The organism is Arthrobacter sp. HMSC06H05 (assembly GCF_001807395.1).
GTDB lineage: Bacteria > Actinomycetota > Actinomycetes > Actinomycetales > Micrococcaceae > Pseudoglutamicibacter > Pseudoglutamicibacter albus.
Genome location: NZ_KV788967.1, coordinates 1 through 23,605, shown reverse-complemented (window position 1 = coordinate 23,605; position 23,605 = coordinate 1). Strand labels below are relative to the sequence as shown.

At 60.2% G+C, this 23,605-nt stretch carries 17 protein-coding genes; 7 read left to right on the top strand and 10 right to left on the bottom strand.

Annotated features, from left to right (window positions below; genetic code table 11):
* Positions 1-3 precede the first annotated feature (3 nt).
* The 4 genes from HMPREF3160_RS00380 to HMPREF3160_RS00365 all read right to left on the bottom strand — a co-directional run bounded on the left by HMPREF3160_RS00380 (position 4) and on the right by HMPREF3160_RS00365 (position 3,298).
* Complete coding sequence (locus HMPREF3160_RS00380) at positions 4-240, bottom strand: hypothetical protein (protein ID WP_035757590.1); 237 nt, start codon at positions 238-240, stop codon at positions 4-6.
* 33 nt (positions 241-273) lie between these two features.
* Positions 274-1,065: a type II secretion system F family protein gene (locus tag HMPREF3160_RS00375; RefSeq protein WP_141739757.1), complete on the bottom strand. Its 792-nt coding sequence runs from the start codon at positions 1,063-1,065 to the stop codon at positions 274-276.
* A gap of 152 nt (positions 1,066-1,217) precedes the next feature.
* Positions 1,218-2,072: a type II secretion system F family protein gene (locus tag HMPREF3160_RS00370; protein ID WP_070506397.1), complete on the bottom strand. Its 855-nt coding sequence runs from the start codon at positions 2,070-2,072 to the stop codon at positions 1,218-1,220.
* Positions 2,069-3,298, bottom strand: a complete 1,230-nt coding sequence (locus HMPREF3160_RS00365) for a TadA family conjugal transfer-associated ATPase (RefSeq protein ID WP_070506395.1) — start codon at positions 3,296-3,298, stop codon at positions 2,069-2,071. The genes HMPREF3160_RS00370 and HMPREF3160_RS00365 overlap by 4 nt, the downstream gene beginning before the upstream one ends.
* 446 nt (positions 3,299-3,744) lie before the next feature.
* Between HMPREF3160_RS00365 and HMPREF3160_RS00360 the strand changes: the two genes are divergently transcribed.
* The gene (locus tag HMPREF3160_RS00360) at positions 3,745-7,479 is read left to right on the top strand and encodes an FtsK/SpoIIIE domain-containing protein (protein WP_176744669.1); all 3,735 of its coding nucleotides are present in this window, start codon (positions 3,745-3,747) and stop codon (positions 7,477-7,479) included.
* Between the two features lie 78 nt (positions 7,480-7,557).
* Here HMPREF3160_RS00360 and HMPREF3160_RS00355 read toward each other — a convergent pair whose 3' ends face one another.
* Positions 7,558-8,061 (bottom strand): hypothetical protein, encoded by a 504-nt coding sequence (locus HMPREF3160_RS00355; protein ID WP_035757581.1) that lies wholly within the window; start codon positions 8,059-8,061, stop codon positions 7,558-7,560.
* A gap of 417 nt (positions 8,062-8,478) precedes the next feature.
* Between HMPREF3160_RS00355 and HMPREF3160_RS00350 the strand changes: the two genes are divergently transcribed.
* Positions 8,479-8,727 (top strand): WhiB family transcriptional regulator, encoded by a 249-nt coding sequence (locus HMPREF3160_RS00350; protein WP_035757578.1) that lies wholly within the window; start codon positions 8,479-8,481, stop codon positions 8,725-8,727.
* Positions 8,728-9,014: 287 nt separating this feature from the next.
* The gene (locus HMPREF3160_RS00345) at positions 9,015-11,210 is read left to right on the top strand and encodes a Stk1 family PASTA domain-containing Ser/Thr kinase (protein ID WP_070506390.1); all 2,196 of its coding nucleotides are present in this window, start codon (positions 9,015-9,017) and stop codon (positions 11,208-11,210) included.
* A gap of 83 nt (positions 11,211-11,293) precedes the next feature.
* On the opposite strand, the gene HMPREF3160_RS00340 is transcribed toward HMPREF3160_RS00345, so the two are convergent.
* From HMPREF3160_RS00340 to HMPREF3160_RS10115, 3 genes are all read right to left on the bottom strand, one after another.
* Positions 11,294-12,088 carry a nucleoside phosphorylase gene (locus HMPREF3160_RS00340; RefSeq protein WP_035757572.1) on the bottom strand — a complete coding sequence of 265 codons (795 nt, stop codon included), beginning with the start codon at positions 12,086-12,088 and terminating at the stop codon, positions 11,294-11,296.
* A gap of 86 nt (positions 12,089-12,174) precedes the next feature.
* A complete protein-coding gene (locus HMPREF3160_RS00335; protein ID WP_035757569.1) occupies positions 12,175-13,554 on the bottom strand; it encodes a class II 3-deoxy-7-phosphoheptulonate synthase in 1,380 nt (459 codons plus the stop codon).
* A gap of 94 nt (positions 13,555-13,648) precedes the next feature.
* Entirely contained in the window at positions 13,649-13,861 is a 213-nt protein-coding gene (locus HMPREF3160_RS10115) for a hypothetical protein (protein ID WP_256173717.1), read from the bottom strand.
* Here HMPREF3160_RS10115 and HMPREF3160_RS00330 point away from each other — a divergent pair.
* From HMPREF3160_RS00330 to HMPREF3160_RS00320, 3 genes are all read left to right on the top strand, one after another.
* Positions 13,841-14,614: an alpha/beta hydrolase gene (locus HMPREF3160_RS00330; protein ID WP_256173712.1), complete on the top strand. Its 774-nt coding sequence runs from the start codon at positions 13,841-13,843 to the stop codon at positions 14,612-14,614. The two genes, HMPREF3160_RS10115 and HMPREF3160_RS00330, sit on opposite strands and share 21 nt — an antisense overlap.
* 6 nt (positions 14,615-14,620) lie before the next feature.
* The gene (locus tag HMPREF3160_RS00325) at positions 14,621-15,151 is read left to right on the top strand and encodes a hypothetical protein (RefSeq protein ID WP_052048665.1); all 531 of its coding nucleotides are present in this window, start codon (positions 14,621-14,623) and stop codon (positions 15,149-15,151) included.
* A gap of 127 nt (positions 15,152-15,278) precedes the next feature.
* Positions 15,279-17,078 (top strand): AMP-dependent synthetase/ligase, encoded by a 1,800-nt coding sequence (locus tag HMPREF3160_RS00320; protein WP_070506385.1) that lies wholly within the window; start codon positions 15,279-15,281, stop codon positions 17,076-17,078.
* Positions 17,079-17,116: 38 nt separating this feature from the next.
* On the opposite strand, the gene HMPREF3160_RS00315 is transcribed toward HMPREF3160_RS00320, so the two are convergent.
* Both HMPREF3160_RS00315 and HMPREF3160_RS00310 read right to left on the bottom strand, forming a co-directional pair.
* Positions 17,117-18,550, bottom strand: a complete 1,434-nt coding sequence (locus HMPREF3160_RS00315) for a mycothione reductase (RefSeq protein ID WP_141739756.1) — start codon at positions 18,548-18,550, stop codon at positions 17,117-17,119.
* 107 nt (positions 18,551-18,657) lie between these two features.
* Positions 18,658-22,113 carry a pyruvate carboxylase gene (locus HMPREF3160_RS00310; RefSeq protein ID WP_141739755.1) on the bottom strand — a complete coding sequence of 1,152 codons (3,456 nt, stop codon included), beginning with the start codon at positions 22,111-22,113 and terminating at the stop codon, positions 18,658-18,660.
* Between the two features lie 481 nt (positions 22,114-22,594).
* Between HMPREF3160_RS00310 and HMPREF3160_RS00305 the strand changes: the two genes are divergently transcribed.
* Positions 22,595-23,461, top strand: a complete 867-nt coding sequence (locus HMPREF3160_RS00305) for a ParA family protein (protein ID WP_083285184.1) — start codon at positions 22,595-22,597, stop codon at positions 23,459-23,461.
* The last annotated feature ends 144 nt before the right edge of the window (positions 23,462-23,605 follow it).

The following is a 23,605-nucleotide window of genomic DNA, read 5'->3' as shown; positions in this document are numbered from 1 at the left end:
CCATCACATGCCGCCGACCTTACCGATCGCATCGTTGAACAGCTTGATCAAAGCTGGGCCTGCGACCGCGTAGATCGCTGCAACCAGCAGAGCCGACATGAGAGTCACCAGAACCCAGCCTGGAACGTCACCGCGTTCACGGTCCTCATCGGGTGCTGCCCCGGCAATGAGTGCCGAGAACTTCACCAACGCGGCCGTGACGGCTGAACCCACCCGTGAACGAGCGAATTTGTTGTTCATGATTGATTCCTTTCACTTCTGAATACAACGTTTCTATACAGACATCGTGAGCAGGCTCAGCCCCGGGAACACTGCGAAAACCACGGAGAGCGGCAAGACACCAAACACCACGGGCAACAGCATCCCGAGCTCACGTTTGCCCGCTGTTTCCATAAGGTCTCGCCGAGCTGATTCCCGGGCATCTGCGGCTTGATCCCGTAAAACCGCGGCCAGAGGGGTTCCGCGCTCCGCCGCAACACTCACGGTGGATGCGCACCGTTGGACCGTGGTGCTCTCAAGTTCTGCCGCGAATTCAACGAGTGCTTCACCAACGTTTCCGTTCACGCGCATCTGGATCAGCATGTCGCGGATCCGCTCCCCCAATACGCCAGGGAACTGATTCCCTACCCGGGCGATTGCTGAACGCATGCCATCGCCTGCCGCAACGGCGAGCGCTACGAGTTCAATGAACTCTGGCCATTGCTCGATCGCGGCTCGTCGGCGTTGTTTGATGCGTTGGTTGACGCGGGTGTCTACGATCCAGGCGCCGGCGATTGCGCTTGCGATGACTGCGATGATCGCGGCGATGGGCTGGATGCTTTGCCGGGTGCTGAGCGCTATGAAGATGGTTCCGGCGGCCCCTGCCATGACGAGTGAGGCAATGAGCCTGTGTTGTTTGTGTTCGGCCACGCTGATGTCGAGGCCGGCGGCGGTGAGCATGGCCGCGATTTTCCGATCCCGCATCGCGATGTGTGGGCCAGCGGGGTACGTGCTGTTGCGGGTTGCGCTGTTGTATCGGGCCGCCCGTGCGGCTGATGACGAGAGGTATCTCAGTGGGTTGAGCACGCCCCAGCTCCATGGCCGGGGCGTACGGGCGCCGAACTGGGCCGCGATCCTGTCGCTGATCGGAAGGGTTCTACCTCGCAATATGAAATCGATGATGAATCCGATGCCGGCTAGGCCGGTGAGTGTGAGCAGGGCGCAAGCAATGAACAGGTTCAAGCGATCACCCGCTGAGGTTCAGGTAGGCGCGCAATCCGCATCATAATGCGGTAGCTCACCACAGCCACGAGCGCTCCGCCAAGCAGAACCATGAGCCCGACTGGTGTCGAGTACGCCTGCGCTACGCGTGGTTCGAGGCAGAGAACCAACAGGATGACCCACGGCGCGCAGATCGCCAGCCGTGCAGCGTTGACTGTCCACGACTGCCGAGCTTCGAGTTCCCCTCGCGTGCGCGCATCAGTGCGCAAGAAACCCGATAGCGTGGTGAGCATGACGCTGACATCGGCCCCACCCACCTCGCGGGTGAGTTTGACTGCGCTGATGATGCGGTCAGCCACAGGGTCAGCTAGTCGCTGCGCGAGCCGGTCGAGCGTTTCTTCCATGTTGGCGGTGACCTTGAGGTCCGCCGCATAGGCCCTAAACGCTGGCTGAAGCTCTTTCGGCCCCTCGAAACTCATTTGTGCCAGCGCTTCATTCAACGGTAACCCGGCACGCACCGCCGAACGCAGATGGTCCACGACATCAGGCCATGTCTCCCGCAAAGCCTTACTACGTTGATCGGCTTTGTGCCGCAACCACCACGACGGCAAGACCGCGGTGATCCCCGCGAGCACCAGCGACACCGTGAGAGTTGAGGTCACCAACAGATAGATGCCCGTGGCTACCACCACGGTGCAACCACTAATGAGCAGGAACGTCACCGTGGTCACGTGCTGCAACCCGGCCCGGTCCATAGTCCGGCGCAACCTACTTACCGAGGTTAAGGACTTCTTCCCACCACGCGTTGGAAAACCGGACTGCCAAATCAGCAACAGGCCCAGCCCCAGCATCAACCCAAGAATCGCGCTCATAGCCGCTCCACCAAAAACATGCGTGGATCGACCCCGCGGGCCGCGAAACGAGCGTGCGCCGGGTCAGCATCACGGTTCGGAAGCAGCTCACCGCGGGAACGCTTGAAAATCGTGGAAGTCTCGATAACTCCCTGCCCGTCCGAACCTTTGAGCATCACGATCTCCTCGACCCCGCGCTCGCCGGCTGGGGTGCGGTAGCAGTGCACCACCACGTGCATTGTCGATGCCACGGTCGGAACCACGAACTCTTGGGAGATATTGGCACCGGCAAGCAAAGGCAGGGAACACATTTTGCTGATTGCTTCTCGCGCCGAGTTCGCGTGGACCGTAGCCATCCCAGGCAGGCCTGCATTGAGGGCAAGCAATAAGTCGAAACTCTCAGCCTCTCGCACTTCCCCGACCATGATCCGGTCTGGCCGCATCCGCAACGCTTCCTTTACGAGCCGCCGTAGCGTGATCTCTCCGACTCCATCGAGGTTGGCTGGGCGGCACTGCATTCCGACCACGTCACGCAACGGGACCTTGAGTTCGAAGACTTCCTCTACAGTGATGACGCGTTCCCGCGCCCCGATCGAGGCGGACAGCGCGTTCAGCATCGTGGTCTTTCCCGCGCCGGTTGCCCCGGACACCACGATGTTGAGCCCGGCTTGCACGCACGCGTCCAGAAACGCTGCCGCGCTGTTGCTGAGCGAGCCGAGCCGCACCATGTCGCTCAAACGATGGGCCTGAGCCACGAATTTACGGATGTTGACCATCCATGCTGAACGCGTGATGTCAGGGATCGCGATGTGAAGCCGGGAGCCGTCCGGCAATGCGGCGTCAACGAACGGGGAGGACAAATCGACGCGGCGGTTGGTTCCAGCCAGCATGCGGTCCACCAGCGAACGTAGCTCGTCCTGGGTCATCCTGACCGGGGTCAGCGACGCAACCCCGGAACGGGCAACGAACACCCTATCCGGGCCGTTAAGCCAGATCTCCTCAACCTCAGGATCGTCCATAAACACTTGCAACGGGCCAAGCCCGATGAGCGAATCAACGATGCGGCGCTCAACATCATCACGACGCTTCAACGGGGTCAGCGGCTCCGTGAGCGTGCGCAGGTCATAGTCTTCAAGTGCCTGCGCCACCAGCGCGCGCACGTGTGCTGGAGCAGTCACCGGGTCTACCCCATCCCGGCGCATCTGCTGGCGAACATCACGTTCGATCATCGAAGCGATCTCACTCATGTTCCACCCCTCACGCGTGTTGTCTCATGTGATGTGAATCAGGGAATTCTTTTCAGCGAATCCTGTCTCGCTGAGTTTCATAGCGAATTCTTGTGGCGAATTTTTCTCAGTGTTTGATCTTGACCCTAAAAGCACACACGCACCGGTTGCAAGCACTAAATAGAAAGATGTGGATAACGGAGCTTATCCACACCAGAGCAACTCACAGGGAGCCCACAGCCGGTTCTTCAGTACGTTGTCTTCAACCACGGAAATTCAATGATTTCACCCAGGAGTTCCCCACCATGTTGCTGCTCGATCCACGAAACCCACGCGTATTTCAGCTTCCGGGTCTTCGGAAAGACGCCGCGCAATATCTGAAACATTTGCTCCTAGAAGACACAAACACCACCACCGGGCGCAGCAAGAATGCCTCACACCGGCACCGAGACACACTCCACCTCATCGTGGACTCAGGCCCCGACAGCGGAACCGTGTTCTCACTACCCCGCGGCGAATCCCTCATCGGCCGAGGACCAGGAAGAATCCAGCTCAACGACCCCACTACCTCCCGCGAACACGCACTGCTACGAGTGGACCCGACCGGCATCACCGTCACAGCACTCGATGGCGAGGTCACCATCAGCGGCGAGCGCGTTTCCTCAGGTAGCAGTGCTCGCGGTGTTACTGATGCGGATACGGTGACGGTTGGTGACACGACGTTGCGGCTGGTGGTTGCTGTGCGGCGGCAGCGTGGTTCTGGGCCGTTGCCGCAGGGGCTTGATGTTTCGATGCAGGCTCCGCCGCGGTTCCCGTGGCTGGGTTTGGTGATGGCTATCGCGCCTTTGGGGATTGGGATTGTTCTTTGGGTCGCGTTGGGATCGTGGTTCATGATGGTTTTCGGTGCTTTGGGGGTTTTGACCGGATCATTTATGGTCGGGCAGAACATCGCGGACCGGCGGCGCTATCGCCGCACGCTACGGCAGCGAGCCTGGCAGCACATCGAGACTCTGCGCCGTCACGCGCCTACTCCCGCGCGAGTTGTCGCGTCGTGGCATCAGAGGTCTTCTCATCTCGGTTCACAACAGCAGGGCGCGAGGGGTGCGGCAGCGTGGAGCGGAGGGGCTTCGGCGAGCGCGCAGACACTTAGCCTGCGTATCGGGAGTGTGCGCGAGCGACGTATTCGGCTGACGGTCAACGGTGAGCCAAGCAGTGTTGCGCTGTCCTCTAGGTTGCGGCGCAAGCCTGTTGTGTGGCCGGCGGTTGTGCATGTACAACCCGGCGCGACGGTGACGATCTGCGGGCCGCCTGCGCGTTGCCTTGGGGTGTTGAGCGCGGTCGTTGTGTCTTTCTTGGAGCGTGGAATACCTGCGGGGTGGGGCATGGTGTTGCCGGCTTCTTCGCGTTTACCTGCCCGTCTACTGGGTATAAATGGCGTGCGCTTCGATAGCGCAGTGAACTCTTATGAATGCCTGCTCATCCCGCCAGGCAGTGCGTTCCCCTCATCCGCCGCGCATTCTCCTAGCGCAACGCACTCTCCTAGCGCAGCGCAGCCTTCAGGGGCAGCGCAGGGTTCAGGCGCGGTGCAGTCGGCGGTTACGGTGAAGCTTGAAACGCGTAGCTCTCTGGCCTCTGAGGGTGTCGCGTTGCCTGGTGATTGGGTTATTTCGTGCGCTGAGTCCAGTGCGGCTGGGCCACAAGCTGTGGTGCTGAGCGAGGGGACACGGCAGGATTTCTGCCCTGACACCATCAGCTTTGATGCGCTTGACCACGCGGCACTGACCTATCAACACAACAGTGGTTCGCAGCAGAGCGATGCTTCACAGCAGGGTGATGCTGCACAGCTGGGCGGCACGCCTGATATCGGTGGGTCACCCCACAGCAGCGGCGAGCCTCACAGTACCGATGAGCCTCACAGTAGCGACGCACCTGTCGAAACCGCTGATGCCAGGTACGGTGTGGCTACCGATTTGGGGATAACCTCGGCCGGTGCGCCGCTCGTTATTGATATCGTCAAGGACGGGCCGCATGCCCTCATCGCAGGAACCACGGGCTCGGGCAAGTCAGAACTTCTACGTTCGTGGGTGCTCGGGCTGGCTGACCGTTACTCCCCCGAAGAGCTACGGCTTGCGCTCGTCGATTTCAAAGGTGGAGCAACCTTCAGCGATCTTGAAGCGCTGCCGCACATCGAAACGTGCGTCACTGACCTTGACGGAAGTGAGATCTACCGGATCGTGGAGGCTCTGCGGGTCGAGCTGACCCGCCGTGAAGAACTGTTGAACGAGGCCTCAGTCGCAGACATTTCCGAGCTTGAGCATGCCCCGCCCCGGCTGATCCTGATGATTGACGAGTTCAGGATTCTCGCCCAAGACCACCCGAGCATCTTGACCGACATCATGCGTCTAGCCACGCTCGGGCGTGCATTAGGTCTGCATTTAGTCTTGGCCACCCAGCGGCCGCAGGGAATCGTGACTCCTGAGATCAAGGCGAACATTTCGCTCGTGTTGTGCCTCAGGCTTGTGGACGCCGCTGATTCGATGTCACTCATCAATTCTCCCGCCGCCGCGCAGATACCGGCTTCGGAGCCTGGAAGCGTCATTATTTCTTCCTCCGGTAGCCCGTTGATTCATGGGCTCGTGGAGCCCACCAGCGACGCGCCACCCACGCTACGTGTCGGTGTCCTTGGCCCGCGGGTCACTGATATTTCAGCTCGCGAGGTGTGCGGCGGAGGGATACCTACGCTTGCTCAACGCCTGGAACGGATCCTTGCCCGGGCACCGCAGCAACTGTCCGACGCCCTCATTCCGCCACCTTTACCTGAGACAGTCTGCCCGCACGAGCTCTTCACAGCCAGATCCTCGCCGGATGCAGAGCTTCCGCTGGGGCTCATGAACACGCCCCAGGTGAGAATCACGGAGTTCGCGCCGCCGATGCCGTATTCGATCGGGATGTGCGGAGCCGATGGCAATGAAGACGCCACCGTCATCCGAGGCCTCGCCCACATTCTTGGAGGCAACGCAACTGATCTTGCTACCAACGCTGATCTTGCTGCCAAGACTGACCTTGCTACTAACGCTGCTCTTGATGGCAACACCAATGGGCGCGGCCCTTCTGCCTCTTCGGTCATCGTGCTCGACGGCCTCGGACTACTGCGCTCAACCAAGCACGCGTGGGGCTGTTACGTCGGTCCCGACCAGACCAGCCTCGCAACAGAGGTGCTCCGAGAACTGAAAAACGGCCGCTTCCCGAACGCAACCGCCGATGCTCACGCGGGTGTCCCACCAACGCTTTGGATCATCTCGCCACACAGCTGGTGGTCAGACCCATCCGAGCGCGCAGCAAACTACAGGGAGCACGCGGTACGGGAGCTCGCGCTCAAAGGCGAAATCGGGATCATCATCAACGGCGGGCGAGATCTCGCGACCTCACGGATCTTCACCACGCTCACCCACCGGATCTACCTGCCGTTCGCAGTCCCCGCTGAAGCCCGCCACATATGGCCCCGCATCCGGCCCGTCCCCTCCTTACCAGGCCGCGGAGTGCTCAGTTCTGCCTCGCTGCCGGCCGACGGGTTGGCAATTCAACTGCCAACCGCTGACACAGAACCACAACTGGCGGATAACCCCCACCGCTGGGATGAGAACCGCACCCCGCACACCGTCACGCTCGGCGGTCTTACCCAGCCCACCCTAGAAAGATCAGCCCCATCGCTGCATATCACCCTAATTCCCTCGCAGACTCCCGTGCTCGTGCAAGCCAGACCAGCCGGGCTAGTGATCGGCGCTGATGACCGTGCACGCAACACGCTCATCAATGCATGGTGCAGCGGCTATACGGTCGAGCGCATCGACCCTGAAGCAACCTCTCACGAGCCCGAAGAAGATCAGGAAGAAAAAACAATCTGGGTCATCGACAACGCTGAAGCGCTCAGCCCCAGCCTCATCTCGCTATGCCAACGCCGCATCAAGGACGGCAAACCCATCATCTTCGGCGCTAGCGCCCCCGCACGTTTGCCCTACCTCATGCCCTGGTGGCGCAACACAGCACTAGGTACCCACACCATCGCTATCCCACCGTTGAACGGCAGCGACTACGAGCCTCTCGGGTGGAATCCACCCCTGGCCACCACAACGCAGCCCGGCCACGTGCTGGTCAACATCAATCAAGCAACCTACAGGGCCATCGCCTCACACGTGCCGTAACGGGCTCACCTGTGCCGTAAAAGATGAGCAGGAACCAGCTAGAACACAGCGGACGCCCACCAACCGTGTTCGCAGGTTTCAGCGTGGCACGTCGTCGATGGAAAGGTACAAACGCGTGGCCGGGGAGAAAACCATGACCAACGCAACCGCGGCCGTGACCACCATCGCAAGCCCCAACCAGATACCGCCGCCGAACATCGCTCCGCCACCGGCGAGCGCTTGGGCACCAATGATGATCTGGAACAGCTGCCACACCACGATGATCGCGCGGGTGAACGCTTTACCTAAGTAATGCTGAACCGCTGTCACTAACAAACCCGCACCGGCCGCGGCAATCAGAACCAACATGAAGATGCGACCCGGCATATTCAACGGGCCCGGCTGATTGAGGTTGACGATCGACATGATCAAAGCGGCCGCGACCCCCAAGACCTCCAGCCCAAGCATCGCCACAGTCACTTTGACAGATGCAGGAGCAACCATGCGAACCTCACGAGGCTCCGCCTGGTTGGAAGAGTGCGCCTGCTGAGAAGAATCTGCCTGCTTGGAGCGTTTGGCGGGCTGGGAAGGCTGAGTCATCATGCCCAACATTCTAGGTCTGAGAACGTGCACCCATCGAACCTCGCACGGGAAACCGTCTTCCACATATACATTTCGAACGTGTACGGATGGATAACGAAGGCCAACAGAATCTCAGCTCTTAGTGCACAAACGGTGATCAACGCCATACCAATTAGTGACTTTCAAGTAGCATTCACCCTTGTTTAGCTACCAACCCCGTGGGAAAATTGATGTCAGTACCTGATGTTGTAGACGCACCGGCCCACGTCATGTGGGCCGTCTTGTTTCTCCAGCATCGATGTAAACAAAACGAACAGCCTGCACTACCGATATGAAGACCGCAGGCACAACGAACATGTTGCGACACTGACGCAACAACACGGCGATCCCGCGGAGCATCGTGGGCTGTCGCCACAGCAACCAAGGAGCATTCACCGCATGAGTTGGCGCGATAAAGCCGCTTGCCTGGAAAAAGACCCTGACCTCTTTTTCCCAGTCGGCAACACAGGTCCTGCACTCCTGCAGATCGAAGAAGCGAAGAGCGTGTGCCGCACCTGCTCGGTCATCGAACAATGCCTCTCGTGGGCAATGGAGACCGGCCAGGACGCCGGTGTGTGGGGCGGGCTCAGCGAAGACGAACGCCGCGCAATGAAGCGCCGCGCCGCACGCGCCCGCCGCGCATCCTAAACACTCAATATTCATACCCATGTGGGCGTCCGGACTAAACACCGGACGCCCTCATGTTTAACGCAACACATTTTCAAGCACCCCAACTTCAAACCCGCCACCGCATCCAGCCCAGCGCATCCCGCCCAGCGCCGCAACCAATCAAGAGTTGCAACTATCTCTGCGCGGCTCATCCCTTGGTCGTATACCCCGGGGTAATACGGCTCGTATAGTTCGAGGTGTGACTCCCCATGAGGGTGCGCTTGAATGGTTTCTGCTCTGCTTTCCCCTAAGATCGAGGTGTGACTATGCCAGGACGCCGCGACGTATTAGTTGGCGAAGTGCTCGATGATCGTTATCGCATCGAGCGCCGAGTTGCGCGCGGGGGCATGTCCACGGTGTATTTGGGTACGGATTTGAAGCTGCGCCGCCAGGTCGCGTTGAAGGTTTTGCATCCGCACCTTGCCGAAACCAAGGAATCCGTTGAACGCTTCGAGGCGGAAGCGATCGCGGCAGCGCGGTTGAGTGACCCCAACGTTGTCAATGTCTATGACCAAGGGGTTGACGGTTCCGAAGCCTACCTCGTCATGGAGTATGTTCCGGGCGTGACGTTGCGTGATGTCATGCGGACCCAGGGCGCGATGGCTCCGCGAGCAGCGCTTGAAGTCATGGAAGCGATCCTCTCCGGCCTCGCTGCCGCGCATGAAGCGAACATGGTGCACCGTGACATCAAGCCTGAGAACGTTCTTATCTCAGCGGATGGCCGCATCAAACTCGCAGATTTCGGTCTTTCCCGGGCCGCAAGCGAACACACCGCTACCGGCGGGCTGGTCGGCACTGTCGCTTATGTCTCCCCCGAGTTGGTGACCGGGCGCGGCGCAGATGAACGCACCGACATTTATGCGTGCGGCATTCTGCTGTATGAGCTTTTGACGGGACGGCAACCCTACACCGGGGAGACGGCGTGGGATGTAGCGATGCGCCACGTCAACGAGACGGTTCCCGCGCCATCGGTCACAGTGCCGGAACTGAACGAGGACTTCGATTATCTGGTTGCGTGGGCCACCGAGCAGCAACCAGATAAACGCCCGACCCACGCCGGGGATTTCCTCAACGCGTTGCGCCACGTGGAGCGTCACCTTTCAGAAGAGGACCTCGACTTAGGTGATGAACCGGTCACCCTGCATGATCTGGTGGTCGCTACACAGAACCTGTTGGCCCGCACCCGCCCGAGCGAAGACGAACTGACTGACGCCGGGGACTCCGCTGGAGCTAAGCACCTAGCGCAGAACAGTCACCAAGCGCAGAGCAGTGACGACGATGCGGCGGATAACGATGCGCCGACAACCTACGTTCCGCTTCCGCACGATGAAGGAACATCGGTTGTCACGCCACCTCCGCCAGATTCGGATACGACTGTGGTTCCGGAGGGCGGGATCCCGCATCATCAGCTGAGTTTGCCTGATGACACCCAATCGCACGAGATCAGGCCGGGTTCCTTCGAAAGTAACGAATCCGGTTCCGTAGCAGGTGCGGGTGCTTCCGCGGTTAAGACGGGACCACGCACGGGGCGCGCGGCACGCAAACCATCTGAATCCGTGTCCCGGCCGGGAACCAAACGGAAGGCTTGGTTCATCGCGCTCATCGTCTTCATTTTGGTCTTGGGTGCCGGCCTGGGTGCGTGGTGGTTCGGTTCCGGACCGGGCGCTGAAGTAGTGGTGCCTGATCTGAGGAACCAGACGGAAGCCAGTGCGGTATCCCAGCTTGACGAAGTCGGGACCCACGCGAACACGAGCGAGGACTACTCGGCCACGGTCGCGAAAGGCAAGGTCATAGCTACTGACCCAAAAGCCGGTGAGTCGGTCCGCCGGTACCAGGGAGTGAACCTGGTGATTTCGCGCGGACCGAGGATGGTGAGCGTCCCGAACCTCAACGGTCTGGACCGTAAAGCTGCACAAGCTCAGCTGGAGGAAGCCAATCTCAAGCTCGGTAAGGTGACCGAACGCCACAACGAAGCCAAAGCCGGCAAGATCATTGAACAATCTGAGGAGTTCGGCTCAAGCATCGCGGAAGCCTCAAAGGTCGATGTGGTGGTGTCGTCCGGCCCTGCCCCTGTCGAGATCCCGCGTGTGCAGGGCCGCAACGAGTCCGATGCGAAAGATCTCCTCGAAGCCGCAGGTTTCACTGTGGTGGTCGGTGAAGCGGAGTTCTCTGACACCTACGAGGAAGGTGCGGTAATCCGCACCTCCCCTAATGGTGGCGAGAAAGTGGAACGAGGTAGCGAAATCGAGATGGTCGTCTCGAAGGGCCCTGACCTGGTAGAGGTCCCGAATGTGAGGTTCAAGAGCACGGACGAAGCCCGGCAGATCCTCGAAGACGCCGGATTCGAAGTGTCCGTTGAGGAAGGTTCCTTCGGTACAGTCCTCGATAACGTGGTGCAGCAGCGCCCCCGGGCCGGCGAGATGCTCAAGCGCGGCTCAACCGTTGTGATCGGCGTCGTCTAGCCCTCGCTCTGTCTAAGACCGGCGCCGTCTTGCCCTCAGCTGTCTTGCCCCTCAGCCGTTGAAGACCGGCGCCGGCTACTGACTTACAGCCGGGTTGCGGCCTCGATGGCGAGGTCGAGTGCGATGCCGCGGGAGGCTTTCCCCCAGCCGCGTGGGTCGTGCTGGTCGAGGTCGGCGAGCGAGTCAGCCGTGTAGAGCAACTGTCCGTAGGTTGCGCCGCGGAAGCGGGATACTGCCGCGAGCGCTGAGCATTCCATGTCCACGACGTCGCATCCGGCTGCTCGGCGGCGTTCGATGATCGCCGGAGTTTCACGCAGGAACCCGTCGGTGGTCCATACGGTGACCCGTTCCCCGGCACGGTTCTGAGCCGCAAGTGCCGCCTCAACAGCTTCAATGCCGGCGGCATCGAGGTCAATCCAGTCTTCAGCTGGCAAGTATTTGAAGCTCGTTCCCTCGTCGCGCAGCGCACGCTCCGGGATGAAGAACACGTTCTCTTCTTGAGTGTCGAGCGCCCCGCAGCTACCCACTGCAATGATTTTGTTAGCGCCTAGCGCCACACCGAATTCGAGGTTCTGTGTTGCCGCGGATGCCCCCAGCGGAGCTAACACTACGCCGACTTCTACCCCGTTGTGTTCGGTGACCCAGTACGGGTAGTCGCGGGTGATCGAATCCAGCTCAACCCGGCATTCCCAGCCGCGTTCGTGCGCGAACTCGTCCACGGTGGGCCCCAGGAAAGCAAGCACGAGTCTCTCCGGTAGCGTGTTGGGGGCGTAGTCAGCCCGCCAGAACCCGCTGATGAGGTCGTTACGGTCCTCATCGCGATCAAACAGGGCGTACGGGCCGGTTGTGAGACCGGTCTCGGTGTTCTTCTCGCTCATGGTTCCCTTCCTCTGCCCCTCTTGTGAGCTCAGCTTGCGTGTTCGGCTCGTGTTCGGCTCGTGTTGTTCGGTTCTACGGCTACGGGTTAACGGTGCGCTAGGCCATTGGCTACCTGGAACGCTAGTTCAAGGGATTGCGAATGGTTCAAGCGTGGATCACATACGGTTTCGTAGAGGTCATCGAACTGGTCTTCCCGGATCGGGTCTGCCCCGCCGAGGCATTCAGCTACGTCATCGCCAGTCATTTCGATGTGGAGACCGCCTGGCACGGTCCCGAGCGACTGGTGCACTTCGAAGAAACCCTTGACTTCGTCCATAACGTCTTCCACGCGGCGGGTCTTGTAGCCGTTGGAGCTGGTCACGGTGTTGCCGTGCATCGGGTCGGTGATCCACAAAACGTCTTCGCCAGCGTTCTTGACCGCTTCCACGATGGGTGGGAGCTTTTCGCGGATGTTGGTGGCCCCCATGCGGGTGATGAACGTCAAGCGGCCTGGGATGCGCTTGGGGTTGAGTTTCTCGATCAAACGTAGCGCGTCCTCCCCTGTGGAGGTGGGGCCAAGTTTGACTCCGAGCGGGTTTTCAACGTGTGAGAGGAAATCGACGTGCGCGCCGTCGATCTCGCGGGTGCGTTCACCGATCCACAGGAAGTGGGCGCTGGTCGCGTATGGGTTGCCGGTACGGGAATCGGTGCGGGTCAGCGCGCGTTCGTAGTCCAGTAGGAGCGCTTCGTGTGCCGCGTAGAAGTCTGTGCGCCGTAGCGCTTCGAAATCGGCTCCGCATGCATCCATGAAACGCACGGCACGGTCGATTTCTGCGGCGAGTTCTTCGTATTCCTGGTAGGCGGGGTTGGTCATGAAGCCACGGTTCCAGGAATGCACTGAACGTAGGTCAGCGAAACCGCCTTGTGTGAACGCGCGGATCAGGTTGAGGGTAGCGGCTGCAGTGTTGTAGGCCGTCACCATGCGCATCGGGTCTGGTTTGCGTGCTTCTTCAGTGAATTCGAAACCGTTGACGATCTCGCCCCGAAAGGTTGGCAGGGTCACCCCGTCGCGGGTTTCGGTCGAAGATGAGCGTGGTTTAGCGAATTGGCCTGCCATGCGCCCCATCTTCAGTACCGGCATTTGCGCACCATAGGTGAGGACCACGGCCATCTGCAGGATGGTTTTGACGCGGGCTTGGATTTTGTCTGCGGTTGCGCCGGCGAATGTTTCGGCACAGTCCCCGCCTTGCAACACGAACATTTCGCCGCGGGTTGCTCGCGCCAGTTGGTCGCGTAGCGCATCGACTTCGCCTGCGAAGACCAGCGGCGGCTTATTTCCGAGTTCAGCAACGGCACGTGCGTGGGTTTCGGTGCCCGCCCAGTCTGGTTGCTGTTTGATCGGTAGCGAACGCCACCGGTCCAGGGCCGGGTTAGCGGCCGGGCCTGTTTGGGATCCAGCGTCAGGGAATGTGGCGTTTGTCTGCATTTCTCTAGTCTACGGAGCCGAGTGGTGCGGGCATAAAGTCTTGCGTTCTAGGCGTAATACAGTCAACGCCTAGGGCACGCCGGTAGTGTGTCCACTAGCCACTCATGTCCGATGCATTTTCCAGAAAGGGCCATTGATGGGGACTCAGAATCACGGCGCTGTCCAGGGTCACGATGCCACGCACGATCACGGCGCTGTCCACGGTCACGATGCCACCCAGAGCCGCGGCGTTGCGCAGGGGCACAACGGCGTTGCGCGGGGGCAGTTCGTTGCCGGTACGAGCGGTGTGGGTGTTCTGTTGATTCATGGGTTCACGTCTAATCCGGCATGCTTGGGCGATTGGGGCAAGACCCTTCATGATGCTGGGCACACTGTTTCTATGCCCCTCCTTCCCGGCCACGGTACGCGCTGGCAGGATCTTGAGTCGGTGACCGCGGATGATTGGTGCCAGGCGGTGGAGAGCGCTTACGATGCTTTGGCCGCTGAGTGCGATTCCGTTGCGGTAGGCGGCTTGTCGATGGGCGGGACGTTGACGGCCTATCTGGGTGCGGTGCGCCGCCCGGATCACTTGTTTTTTGTGAACCCTGCGTTCACGTATCCATCTATGGCTTCGTTTGCGGGCGTCATGAAGAGGTTTTTGCCTACGGTTGGCTCAATCGGGGGTGACGTCCGCAAAGAGGGAGTTTCTGAGACCGCTTATGAACGGGTGCCTGTTACCGCGGTGGATCAGATGACGCGTTTGGTGGCCCGCACCCGTCGCATGTTGCCTGGGGTGGATGCCCCGATCACGTTGTTCCGTTCCACCGTGGATCATATTATTCCGGATTCGTCGGTGAGGGTTTTCTACCGTGACCTTCAGTCTCGTGTGCGTGATCAGGTGCGTTACGTTGAACTCCGCAACAGCTATCACGTAGCTACGTTGGATGAGGATGCCCCGCTGATCTTCTCGACGTCCCGAGATGAGGTTGATGAGATCGCTCAGCGTTTGCGTGCTTCTGGCGGCAAGCACAATTCTGGCGGCAAGCATGATGCAGTAGCGAATACCGCGAAGGGTGTGTGAGTTGCGGTGAAGGAACGCCGTGATGACGATGCGGAGTGGGCTGATCTTGTAGCTCGCCTCGAGGCCATGGACCCGGGCGTAACAGATGCTGAGGCGCAGGCACAGCGGAAGGCGGAGGAGCTCGAGGATTTCTTCGCCTCTCAGCCGTTCTATCCCATCACAAAGGCTGACGCTGATTCCACGGCTGAGCCTCCCTCCGAACCTAGCTCCGCTGTTCATTCTGCCGGCTCCGGTGCTCACCTTGCAGGTCCGCGGGATTGGTCTCCGATAGAGGATGCCGCTGGGTGGGGTGAGGACACTGATTATGTTCCTGAAGATCCGCCGTCGATTTTCTCTGGACGTCCAGACAGGGTTCTGGCGTGGTCCGTTGTGGTGGCCTTGCCGCTTGTAATACTCCTGCTGGTCATGTTCAAGGTGAGTATCGCGCCTTTCATGTGGTGGGTTTTCATCGCCGGTGAACTGGGTGCCTTGTTGTATTTGGGCTGGACGTTGCCGCGGCATCCTCGTGATCCATGGGATGACGGGGCGCGTGTTTAGCGATCTAAGAGACACCTGGTTACGCATGGGTAGGGGCAATGGCATAAAATAGTAGGTAGCCAAAGTGATGCACATCACATTTGAGGTGGTGTGGCTCGTCCCGCACGCGATAGTCAGGAGTTTGCTTGTGGAAACCGTTTCTGTTCCGGCCGAGGTTGTGAACCCAGAAGACGCTACGTTGGTTCACCTGGTCGACCGTCATTTAGAGAAGAATGGCGATATTGCATTGTTCTCTAAACCGGACGGTAGCGACGGTTGGGTTGATGTTTCCGCTAGAGATTTCGCAGCGGATGCCAAGCTCATCGCACGCGGATTGATGCATTACGGCGTGAAGCCCGGAGACCGGGTCGCGTTGATGTCAGCAACGCGTTATGAGTGGAGCCTGGTCGATTTCGCTATCGCGTATGCCGGCGGTATTTCGGTTCCTATCTATGAGACCTCCTCCCCTAGCCAGGTCGCCTGGATTTTGAAGGATTCTGGCTCGCAGATCGTTGTCGTTGAGAATTCCAGGCATGCCCAGGCTGTTAAGCGCGCTAAGGATTCCGAGTCGCTTTCTGAGATCTCAGCGACGTTGGTGATCGACGAGGACGGGTTGGATAAGCTGCGCGCTGCCGGCGAGAACGTCTCAGAGGAGCAGCGCGCTCAGCAGGAAGCTCCGCGGAAGAAGACGGACATCGCCACGATCATCTACACCTCGGGCACAACGGGGAAACCGAAGGGTTGCGAACTCACGCACGCGAACTTTGTGGACCTTTCAGACAACGCGGCCGCAGCGGTTCCCGGCGTTATCACCCCGGACGCGTCCACGATCCTGTTTTTGCCGTTGGCTCACGTTTTCGCCCGCTTCATCGCGTTGATGGCGGTCGGCGGTGGCACACGCACCGGCCATACCTCGGATTTGAAGAACCTATTGCCGGCGCTGGATTCGTTCAAGCCGACGTTCTTGCTCGTTGTTCCTCGCGTGTTTGAGAAAGTTTTCAACGGGGCGCAACAAAAGGCTGAAGATGGCGGCAAGGGCAAAATTTTCGCGCGTGCCGCGAAAGTCGCTGAAGAGTATTCGCGTCAGTCCCTTGAGGGTAAGGTTTCGCTGAGCACCCGCGTGAAGCACAAGATTTTCGATGTGCTGGTCTATAAGAAGCTGCGTGCCGCGATGGGCGGCAAGGTGACTCATGCGGTCTCTGGCGGTAGTGCACTGGGTGAACGTTTGGGCCACTTCTTCAACGGTATTGGCCTCACCGTGCTGGAGGGCTTCGGAGCTACTGAGACGGCGGCGCCTGTCACGGTGAACACTCCCGAGAAGATCAAGATCGGCACTGTCGGCCGCCCGGTCCCGGGCAATGAGATCAAACTCGGCGAGGACGGCGAGATCCTCGTCAAGGGCGTGTGTGTTTTCAAGGGCTACTACAACCGTGAAGACCTTACGGAGGACGCTTTCGTTGATGGTTGGTACGCCACGGGTGACCTGGGCACGATCGATGAGGACGGCTTCCTCACCATCACGGGCCGTAAGAAAGAGATCCTGGTGACGGCCTCCGGTAAGAACGTAGCTCCGGGCCTCATGGAGGACCGCGTCCGTAGTGTGCCGATCGTTTCTCAGTGTGTTGTGGTTGGTGAGGGCCGCCCGTATGTTGGCGCGCTAGTCACGGTTGATGAGGAAGCGCTGCCAGGCTGGATCGAACGCCATAACCTCCCTTCCGACACCAAGATTGAGGACCTTGTAGAGAATAAGGATCTTCTCGCGGACATCCAGGAAGGTATCGATTCGGCGAACGACACGGTTTCGCGTGCTGAGTCGATCCGTAAGTTCCGGGTTTTGACGACTGACCTGACCGAAGAGACAGGGCATTTGACGCCGAGCCTGAAGATCCGCCGGCAGATTGTGTTGAAGGACTTCCAGGATGAGGTCGAGAAACTCTACAAACCTTAGTGAAGGCCTGGGCAGGGCCCCACTAAGGCCTCTGCGTCTTATAGCGGCGGGTTCTTTGGCGGCTGGGTTTCCAACCCTAGGAGCGCGTTTTCGACTACTTCGGTCAGTGCCGGGTGGATCCAGTAGGGTGCCCGCGCCATCGTGTATGCGTCGGTTCCCAGCGTCATCGCTTGGATGAGCGGCTGGATCAGTGTTGGTGCCTGCTCCCCCATGATGAAAGCACCGAGGATCTTGCCCGTTGATTTCTCGGCGATGAGTTTCACGAGGCCTTCCTCATCTTCGAGTGCCCACCCGTAGGCGACGTCCCCGTAACGCTGGGTGTAGGCGATGACGTCGTTGGCGTCGCGGCCTTGGTCTTCCGCGGCACGGATCGCTTGAGCCTCAGTGAGACCTGCGGAGGCAACCTGCGGGTTGGAAAACACTGCGGAGGCGATGACGCTGTGGTCTACTGCACGCAGCTGTTTCGGGTTTTCCATGTTGTGGGAGACCACGCGGGCTTCGCGGTTAGCGACGTGTTTGAGCATGGCGTGGTTGGTGACGTCGCCAAGCGCCCACACGCCTTCTAGCGGTTTACCGTTAGAGAGCACCCGCATGTATTCGTCGGTTTGGATGAACCCTGATTCATCGGTGTCGAGTCCTGCGGCGTGAGCGTCAATCGTGTCAGAGTTCGGGACGCGGCCGGTGGCCATGAGCACGATGTCTGCGTTGAGGGTGAGTTTTTCATCGCCGCGGGTGAATTCTGCGGCGAGTTCGGCATCTCCGCCCACGCCGATGCGTTTGATGTCCCAGCCGCGGTGGATGTCCCAGCGCCGTAGGGCGACCTGTGTGAAGGCGTCGGCGATTTCGTCATCGAAGTGTTTGAGTAGTTGTTCGCCGCGCACCACTTGGGTGACTTCAACGCCCAGCCCGTGGAAGATCGCGGCGAACTCCGCGGCAATGACCCCGCCTCCGACGATCACCATGGTGCGTGGGAGGCGTTCGATGTGCATGATCGTATCCGAGGTGTGTACACCTTTGAGGTCCATGCCGCGCACCGATGGTAGTGAGGGGCGGGAGCCGTTGGCGAGCACCACGTGGTCTGCGCTGATCTTTTTGCCGGAATCGGTCACGAGTTTGTGCGGGTTCACGAGGCGAGCGTTCTCCTCGTAGAGGTCCACGTTCTCAAGCTCTTCGGCACGGTATTTACGACCGGCTTCTGAGATCGGGTCGATGCGGCCGAAGATCCGGTCACGGATTTTCGCCCAGTGCACGGCGTCGACGTGCATGTCGATGCCGAGCTTACGGAGGTGTTCGGTTTCGGCGGCCAGTGTTGAGGGCACCACGAACATTTTCGTGGGGATGCATCCTTTGTTGAGGCAGGTTCCCCCGAAGACCCCGCCGTCGATGATGGCAACTTTCTTGTTGTCCCAGAACGGGGTCACAAGCGAGTTACCTGAGCCGGAACCGACGATCACCAAATCGTAATGAGTCATGCCTTCATCTTCGCATGGAGGGCCAGTCATGTTCGCATGCGGGCCGCTACTGTGGCGCAGCCTCGGTCCCTTTCCTAGGGCCGAGGCTGCGCCACAGCGTTGGGTGTTTAGTCGCGTTCGAATTCGACGATGAGGTCGCCGCCGTTGACTTGCCCGGTCCCGTCGATCAGTACGCGGCGGACTACCCCACCGGTCGGTGAGGTGATCGCAGCTTCCATCTTCATTGCTTCGATGGTTGCTACGCGGCCGCCGCGGTCCACGGTATCGCCTGGTTTGACGCGAACGGTGACTGCACCTGCGAATGGTGCGGCCACGTGCGCCGGGTTGTCGGGGTCGGCCTTTTCGGCTTGTTCGGCCCGAGCCTCAACCGAGCGGTCACGAACTTGAATGTTGCGTGATTGGCCGTTGAGTCGGCAGTGAACGGTCCGCATGCCGTGTTCATCGGCTGGCGAGATCGCTTCGATGCTTGCCAGCAGGCGCACACCTTCTTCAAGCGGGATGAGTGATTCTTCGCCGCGTTCCGGGCCATAGAGCCAGTCGCGGGTTTCGAGCACGGAGAGGTCGCCGAACTCTTCTTGCTTCTGCTTGAATTCCTTGGTTGGCGCGGGGAAGAGCAAACGGTTGAGGGTCTCCCGAACGGTCTCATCCTCGCCTTTGAGGGCTTCGGCATCCTCAGCATCCAGCGGCACCACGGAGACGTCTTTCGCACCCGCGGCGAGCGCTTTGCTGCGGAATGGTTCTGGCCAGCCTCCTGCTGGTGTCCCGAGTTCTCCGGAGAGGAATCCGACCACGGATGCTGGCAGGTCGATCAGTGTTGGGTCTTGCTCGAAATCGGCTGGGTCGACGTTGGCGCCTACGAGCGCGAGCGCGAGGTCGCCCACAACCTTGGAGGATGGGGTGACCTTGATGAGGTGGCCGAGGATCTTGTCAACTGCCGCGTAGGCTTCTTCGATTTTTTCGAACCGGTCAGCCAGCCCCAGTGAGATCGCTTGTTGCCTGAGGTTGGAGAGTTGTCCGCCGGGGATTTCGTGGCGGTAGACTCGCCCGGTTGGTGAGCTGAGTCCGGATTCGAATGGTGCATAGACCTGGCGTAGTGCCTCCCAGTATGGTTCAAGGTCGGATGCCGCGGTCATGGACAGCCCGGTTTCGTGGTCGGTGTTGTCGGTTGCGGCGATGAGCGCGGACATGGATGGCTGGGATGTGGTGCCTGCCATCGCCGCGGATGCGACGTCCACGGCGTCGACGCCGGCTTGTGCGGCAGCGAGCAGGGTTGCTAGTTGACCGCCTGCGGTGTCGTGGGTGTGGAGGTGGACTGGTAGGTCGAAGCGTTCCCGTAGTGCTGTCACGAGTCGGGTTGCTGCGGCTGGGCGCAGTAGGCCTGCCATGTCTTTGATTGCGAGGATGTGCGCGCCGGCGTCGACCATTTTTTGGGCGAGTTCGAGGTAGTACTCGAGCGTGTAGAGCTTCTCTTCAGGGTCGAGCAGGTTGCCGGTGTAGCAGAGTGCGGCTTCTGCCACGGCGGTCCCGGTTTTGCGTACAGCGGCGATGGCCGGGGTGATTTGGTCGATGTCGTTGAGGGCGTCGAAGATGCGGAAGATGTCCACGCCGGCTTTCGCGGCTTGTTCGACGAACGCTTCAGTGACTTCTTGCGGGTATGGGGTGTAGCCGACCGTGTTGCGGCCGCGCAGCAGCATCTGGATTGGAATGTTCGGTACTGCGGCGCGGAGGAGTTCGAGGCGTTTCCAGGGATCTTCACCCAGGAAGCGCAACGCGACGTCGTAGGTTGCCCCGCCCCACGCTTCGATCGAGAGTAGTTGTGGGAGGGTGTGGGCTACCGCGGGTGCTGCGGCGAGCAGGTCGCGGGTGCGTACGCGGGTTGCCAACAGCGACTGGTGTGCGTCGCGGAAGGTCGTGTCTGTTACGGCTAGGCCTGTGTGCGCGCGTAGGGCCTGAGCGAAACCTTCAGGGCCTTGCTCATCGAGCACTTGTTTCCAACCGTCGGCTGGTGCTGGACCGCTGGCGGTGTCGAATGGGGATGCTTCCGGGTCATTGAGGGTGTGGCCCGGGTAGGCGGGTAGTTTGAGTGCGGGGTTGATGATGTCGGGGCGTGGACCGTGGGGCTGGTTCACGGTGACGTCTGCGAGGTAGGCCAGCGCTTTGGTTCCGCGGTCGCGGCTTGGCTGAATGTCGGTCAGGTCTGGGTGGCTGTCGAGGAAGTCGGTTGCGACAGGCCCGGCCTGGAATTCGGGGTGGCTCAGCACGTTTTTGATGAACGGGATGTTGGTCGCCACGCCGCGGATGCGGAATTCGTCGAGTGCGCGGAGGGCGCGACGGATCGCGATGTCGTAGGTCGCCCCGCGGGTCGATAGTTTCACGAGCAGTGAGTCGAAGTGTGGCGAGATTTCGGCGCCCGCATAGATGGTGCCGCCATCGAGGCGTACACCGGTACCGCCTGCGGAACGGTATGCGGCGATGGTTCCTACGTCGGGGCGGAAGCCTTGGGCTGGGTCTTCGGTGGTGATGCGGCACTGCACCGCGGCACCGCGCGGCTGGATCGTGTCTTGGCTCAAGCCGAGGTCGGCGAGGGTCTGCCCCATCGCGATGCGCAGCTGAGCGGCGACGAGGTCGACGTCGGTGATTTCTTCGGTGATGGTGTGTTCAACCTGAATGCGTGGGTTCATCTCGATGAACACGTATTCGTTGGCGCGTTCGCCTTCGGTGTCGAGCAGGAATTCGACGGTTCCCGCGTTGCGGTAGCCCACGGCCTTCGCGAACTTCACGGCGTCTTTGAGAATCGATTCGCGCACCTTTGGGTCGAGGTCTCGCGCCGGAGCTACTTCAACAACCTTTTGGTGGCGGCGCTGAACCGAGCAGTCACGTTCGTAGAGGTGAATCGTGTTGCCTTCACCGTCGGCAAGGATTTGGACTTCGATGTGGCGGGGCTTCAGCACAGCCTGTTCGAGGTAGACGTTGCCGTCACCAAACGCGGTTGCGGCTTCGTTCGATGCGGCTTCGAGGGCGTCACGGAGGTCTTCGATTTTCTCAACGCGACGCATGCCGCGGCCACCGCCGCCCGCGACGGCTTTGACGAAGATCGGGAAGCCGATTGTCTCGGCCTGGCTGAGTAGGTGGTCGATGTCTTCTGACGGGTCGGTCGAGGCGAGGGTTGGGATGCCGGCTTGCTTGGCGGCGTTGATCGCAGCGACTTTGTTGCCGGCAAGTTCAAGAACTTCGGCTGGCGGCCCTACGAAGGTCAAACCTTCTTCGGCAGCGCGGCGAGCAAGGTCCGGGTTCTCGGACAAGAACCCGTAACCTGGGTAAATAAAGTCCGCTCCGGAGGACTTCGCTACTCGGATGATCTCTTCAACATCGAGGTAGGCACGCAACGGGCGGCCTTCTTCGCCGATGCGGTAGGCCTCATCGGCTTTCTGCCGGTGAATGGATTTGCGGTCTTCCCACGGATATACGGCTACGGTGTCCATCCCTAGTTCAACGGCGGCTCGGAACGCGCGGATCGCGATCTCACCACGATTAGCGACCAACACTTTGCTTTTCTGCTTCACAGCCAAGCCTCCTTGTATCTAGGCCACACTGGTGCAGCCGTCTTGCTCGATGAAAACCTATCTGTCCTGGAGAGGTAGCGTCCGTGGACATATATCCAGATGGCAACATCTTATATAGATTCCTGAAATATCCTGGCTCGGGCTCACATAAGCGCTCGATGTTACGGGGCCAGCCTCGGTTCCGTGCCCTATCCCGGGGCCCTACCCCGTGCCCTGCCACGGGGTGCGGACACCGGCGATGCAACGAGCTTCGCCACCGAACACAACGGATCGAAAAAACCTTCCGGAACACAGCGGGAATCAACCCGAGGCTTAGAACCCTATTAGATATGATGTGAACAGTGTGTTGCGCATACAGGCTGGCGTGGATCTGTAGGGTTTCCCTGCGGTTGCCCGGCTCGAATACATCGTGGCGGTAGCCTAGTGAGCGCAACATAACTGCGTGCTTCATGGTTCCGTCTCATCAAGGATGTGTTTGCTTGTGCAGATCATCAGCGTGTCTTCGCTGAAGGGAGGCGTCGGTAAGACCTCCGTCACCTTGGGTTTGGCTTCTGCCGCTCTCGCCGCTGGAGTTCGTACCCTGGTTGTTGATCTTGATCCTCACGCGGACGCATCGACTGGTTTGGGTGTTTCGCCCAACGCGACGGAACCGATCGGTGAGCTGTTGAAGTCCCCGAGGAAGGCTTCGATCGATTCGGATCCCGCACCTTCCGCGTGGACCGCGCGCGAGCAAGCCAACGGCAACCCGAACGCGGTTTTGGATGTTCTGCCAGGGTCTGCGATGACCGGCTACTATGACCGCCCAGACATCCGCACGCGCGATCTGAAGCGTCTTCAGCGTGTACTCGAGGGCGCGGAAAAACATTATGACCTCGTGTTGATTGACTGCCCACCTTCACTGTCCGGGTTGACCCGGATGGCGTGGTACACCTCCGATGGTGTGCTCTTGGTGGCCGAACCGGCGCTGTTCTCTGTTGCGGGCACCGAGCGCGCACTACGTGCACTGAAGCTGTTCCGTGACGAGTTCCACACCACGATCGACACCTACGGTGTGATCGCGAACCGTTACCGCCGTGACTCCTCGGAGCATGCGTTCCGTTTGAACGAGCTGTCCGTAATGTTCGGCGAAGGCTTGGTTCAGCCTCCGATCCCGGAGACCCCGAACTGGCAGCAGATTCAGGGGGCCGCTTATGCGGTTCATCATTGGCCGGGAAGTGCTGCACGTGACACGGCCGGGGCCTTCGAGGAAGCGTTGCGCACTATCGCACCGGATTTGCCGCAGCTGAAGGAAGAGAAGAAGAAAAGGAACGCTAGCCGCCGCGGTAGTGGACGCCGCAGCCGCCGCTAAGATACTCGGCCGCGCGGCTGCCACCCTGTCATTGCGGCCGCCCCTATCACTCCTGCCGCACAGTTCCCGCCACATAGCTTCCGCCAACACCCTCTCCGCTGGAGAGTTCTCTCCCGCACATAGGATCTCTTGACTTAGAAACTT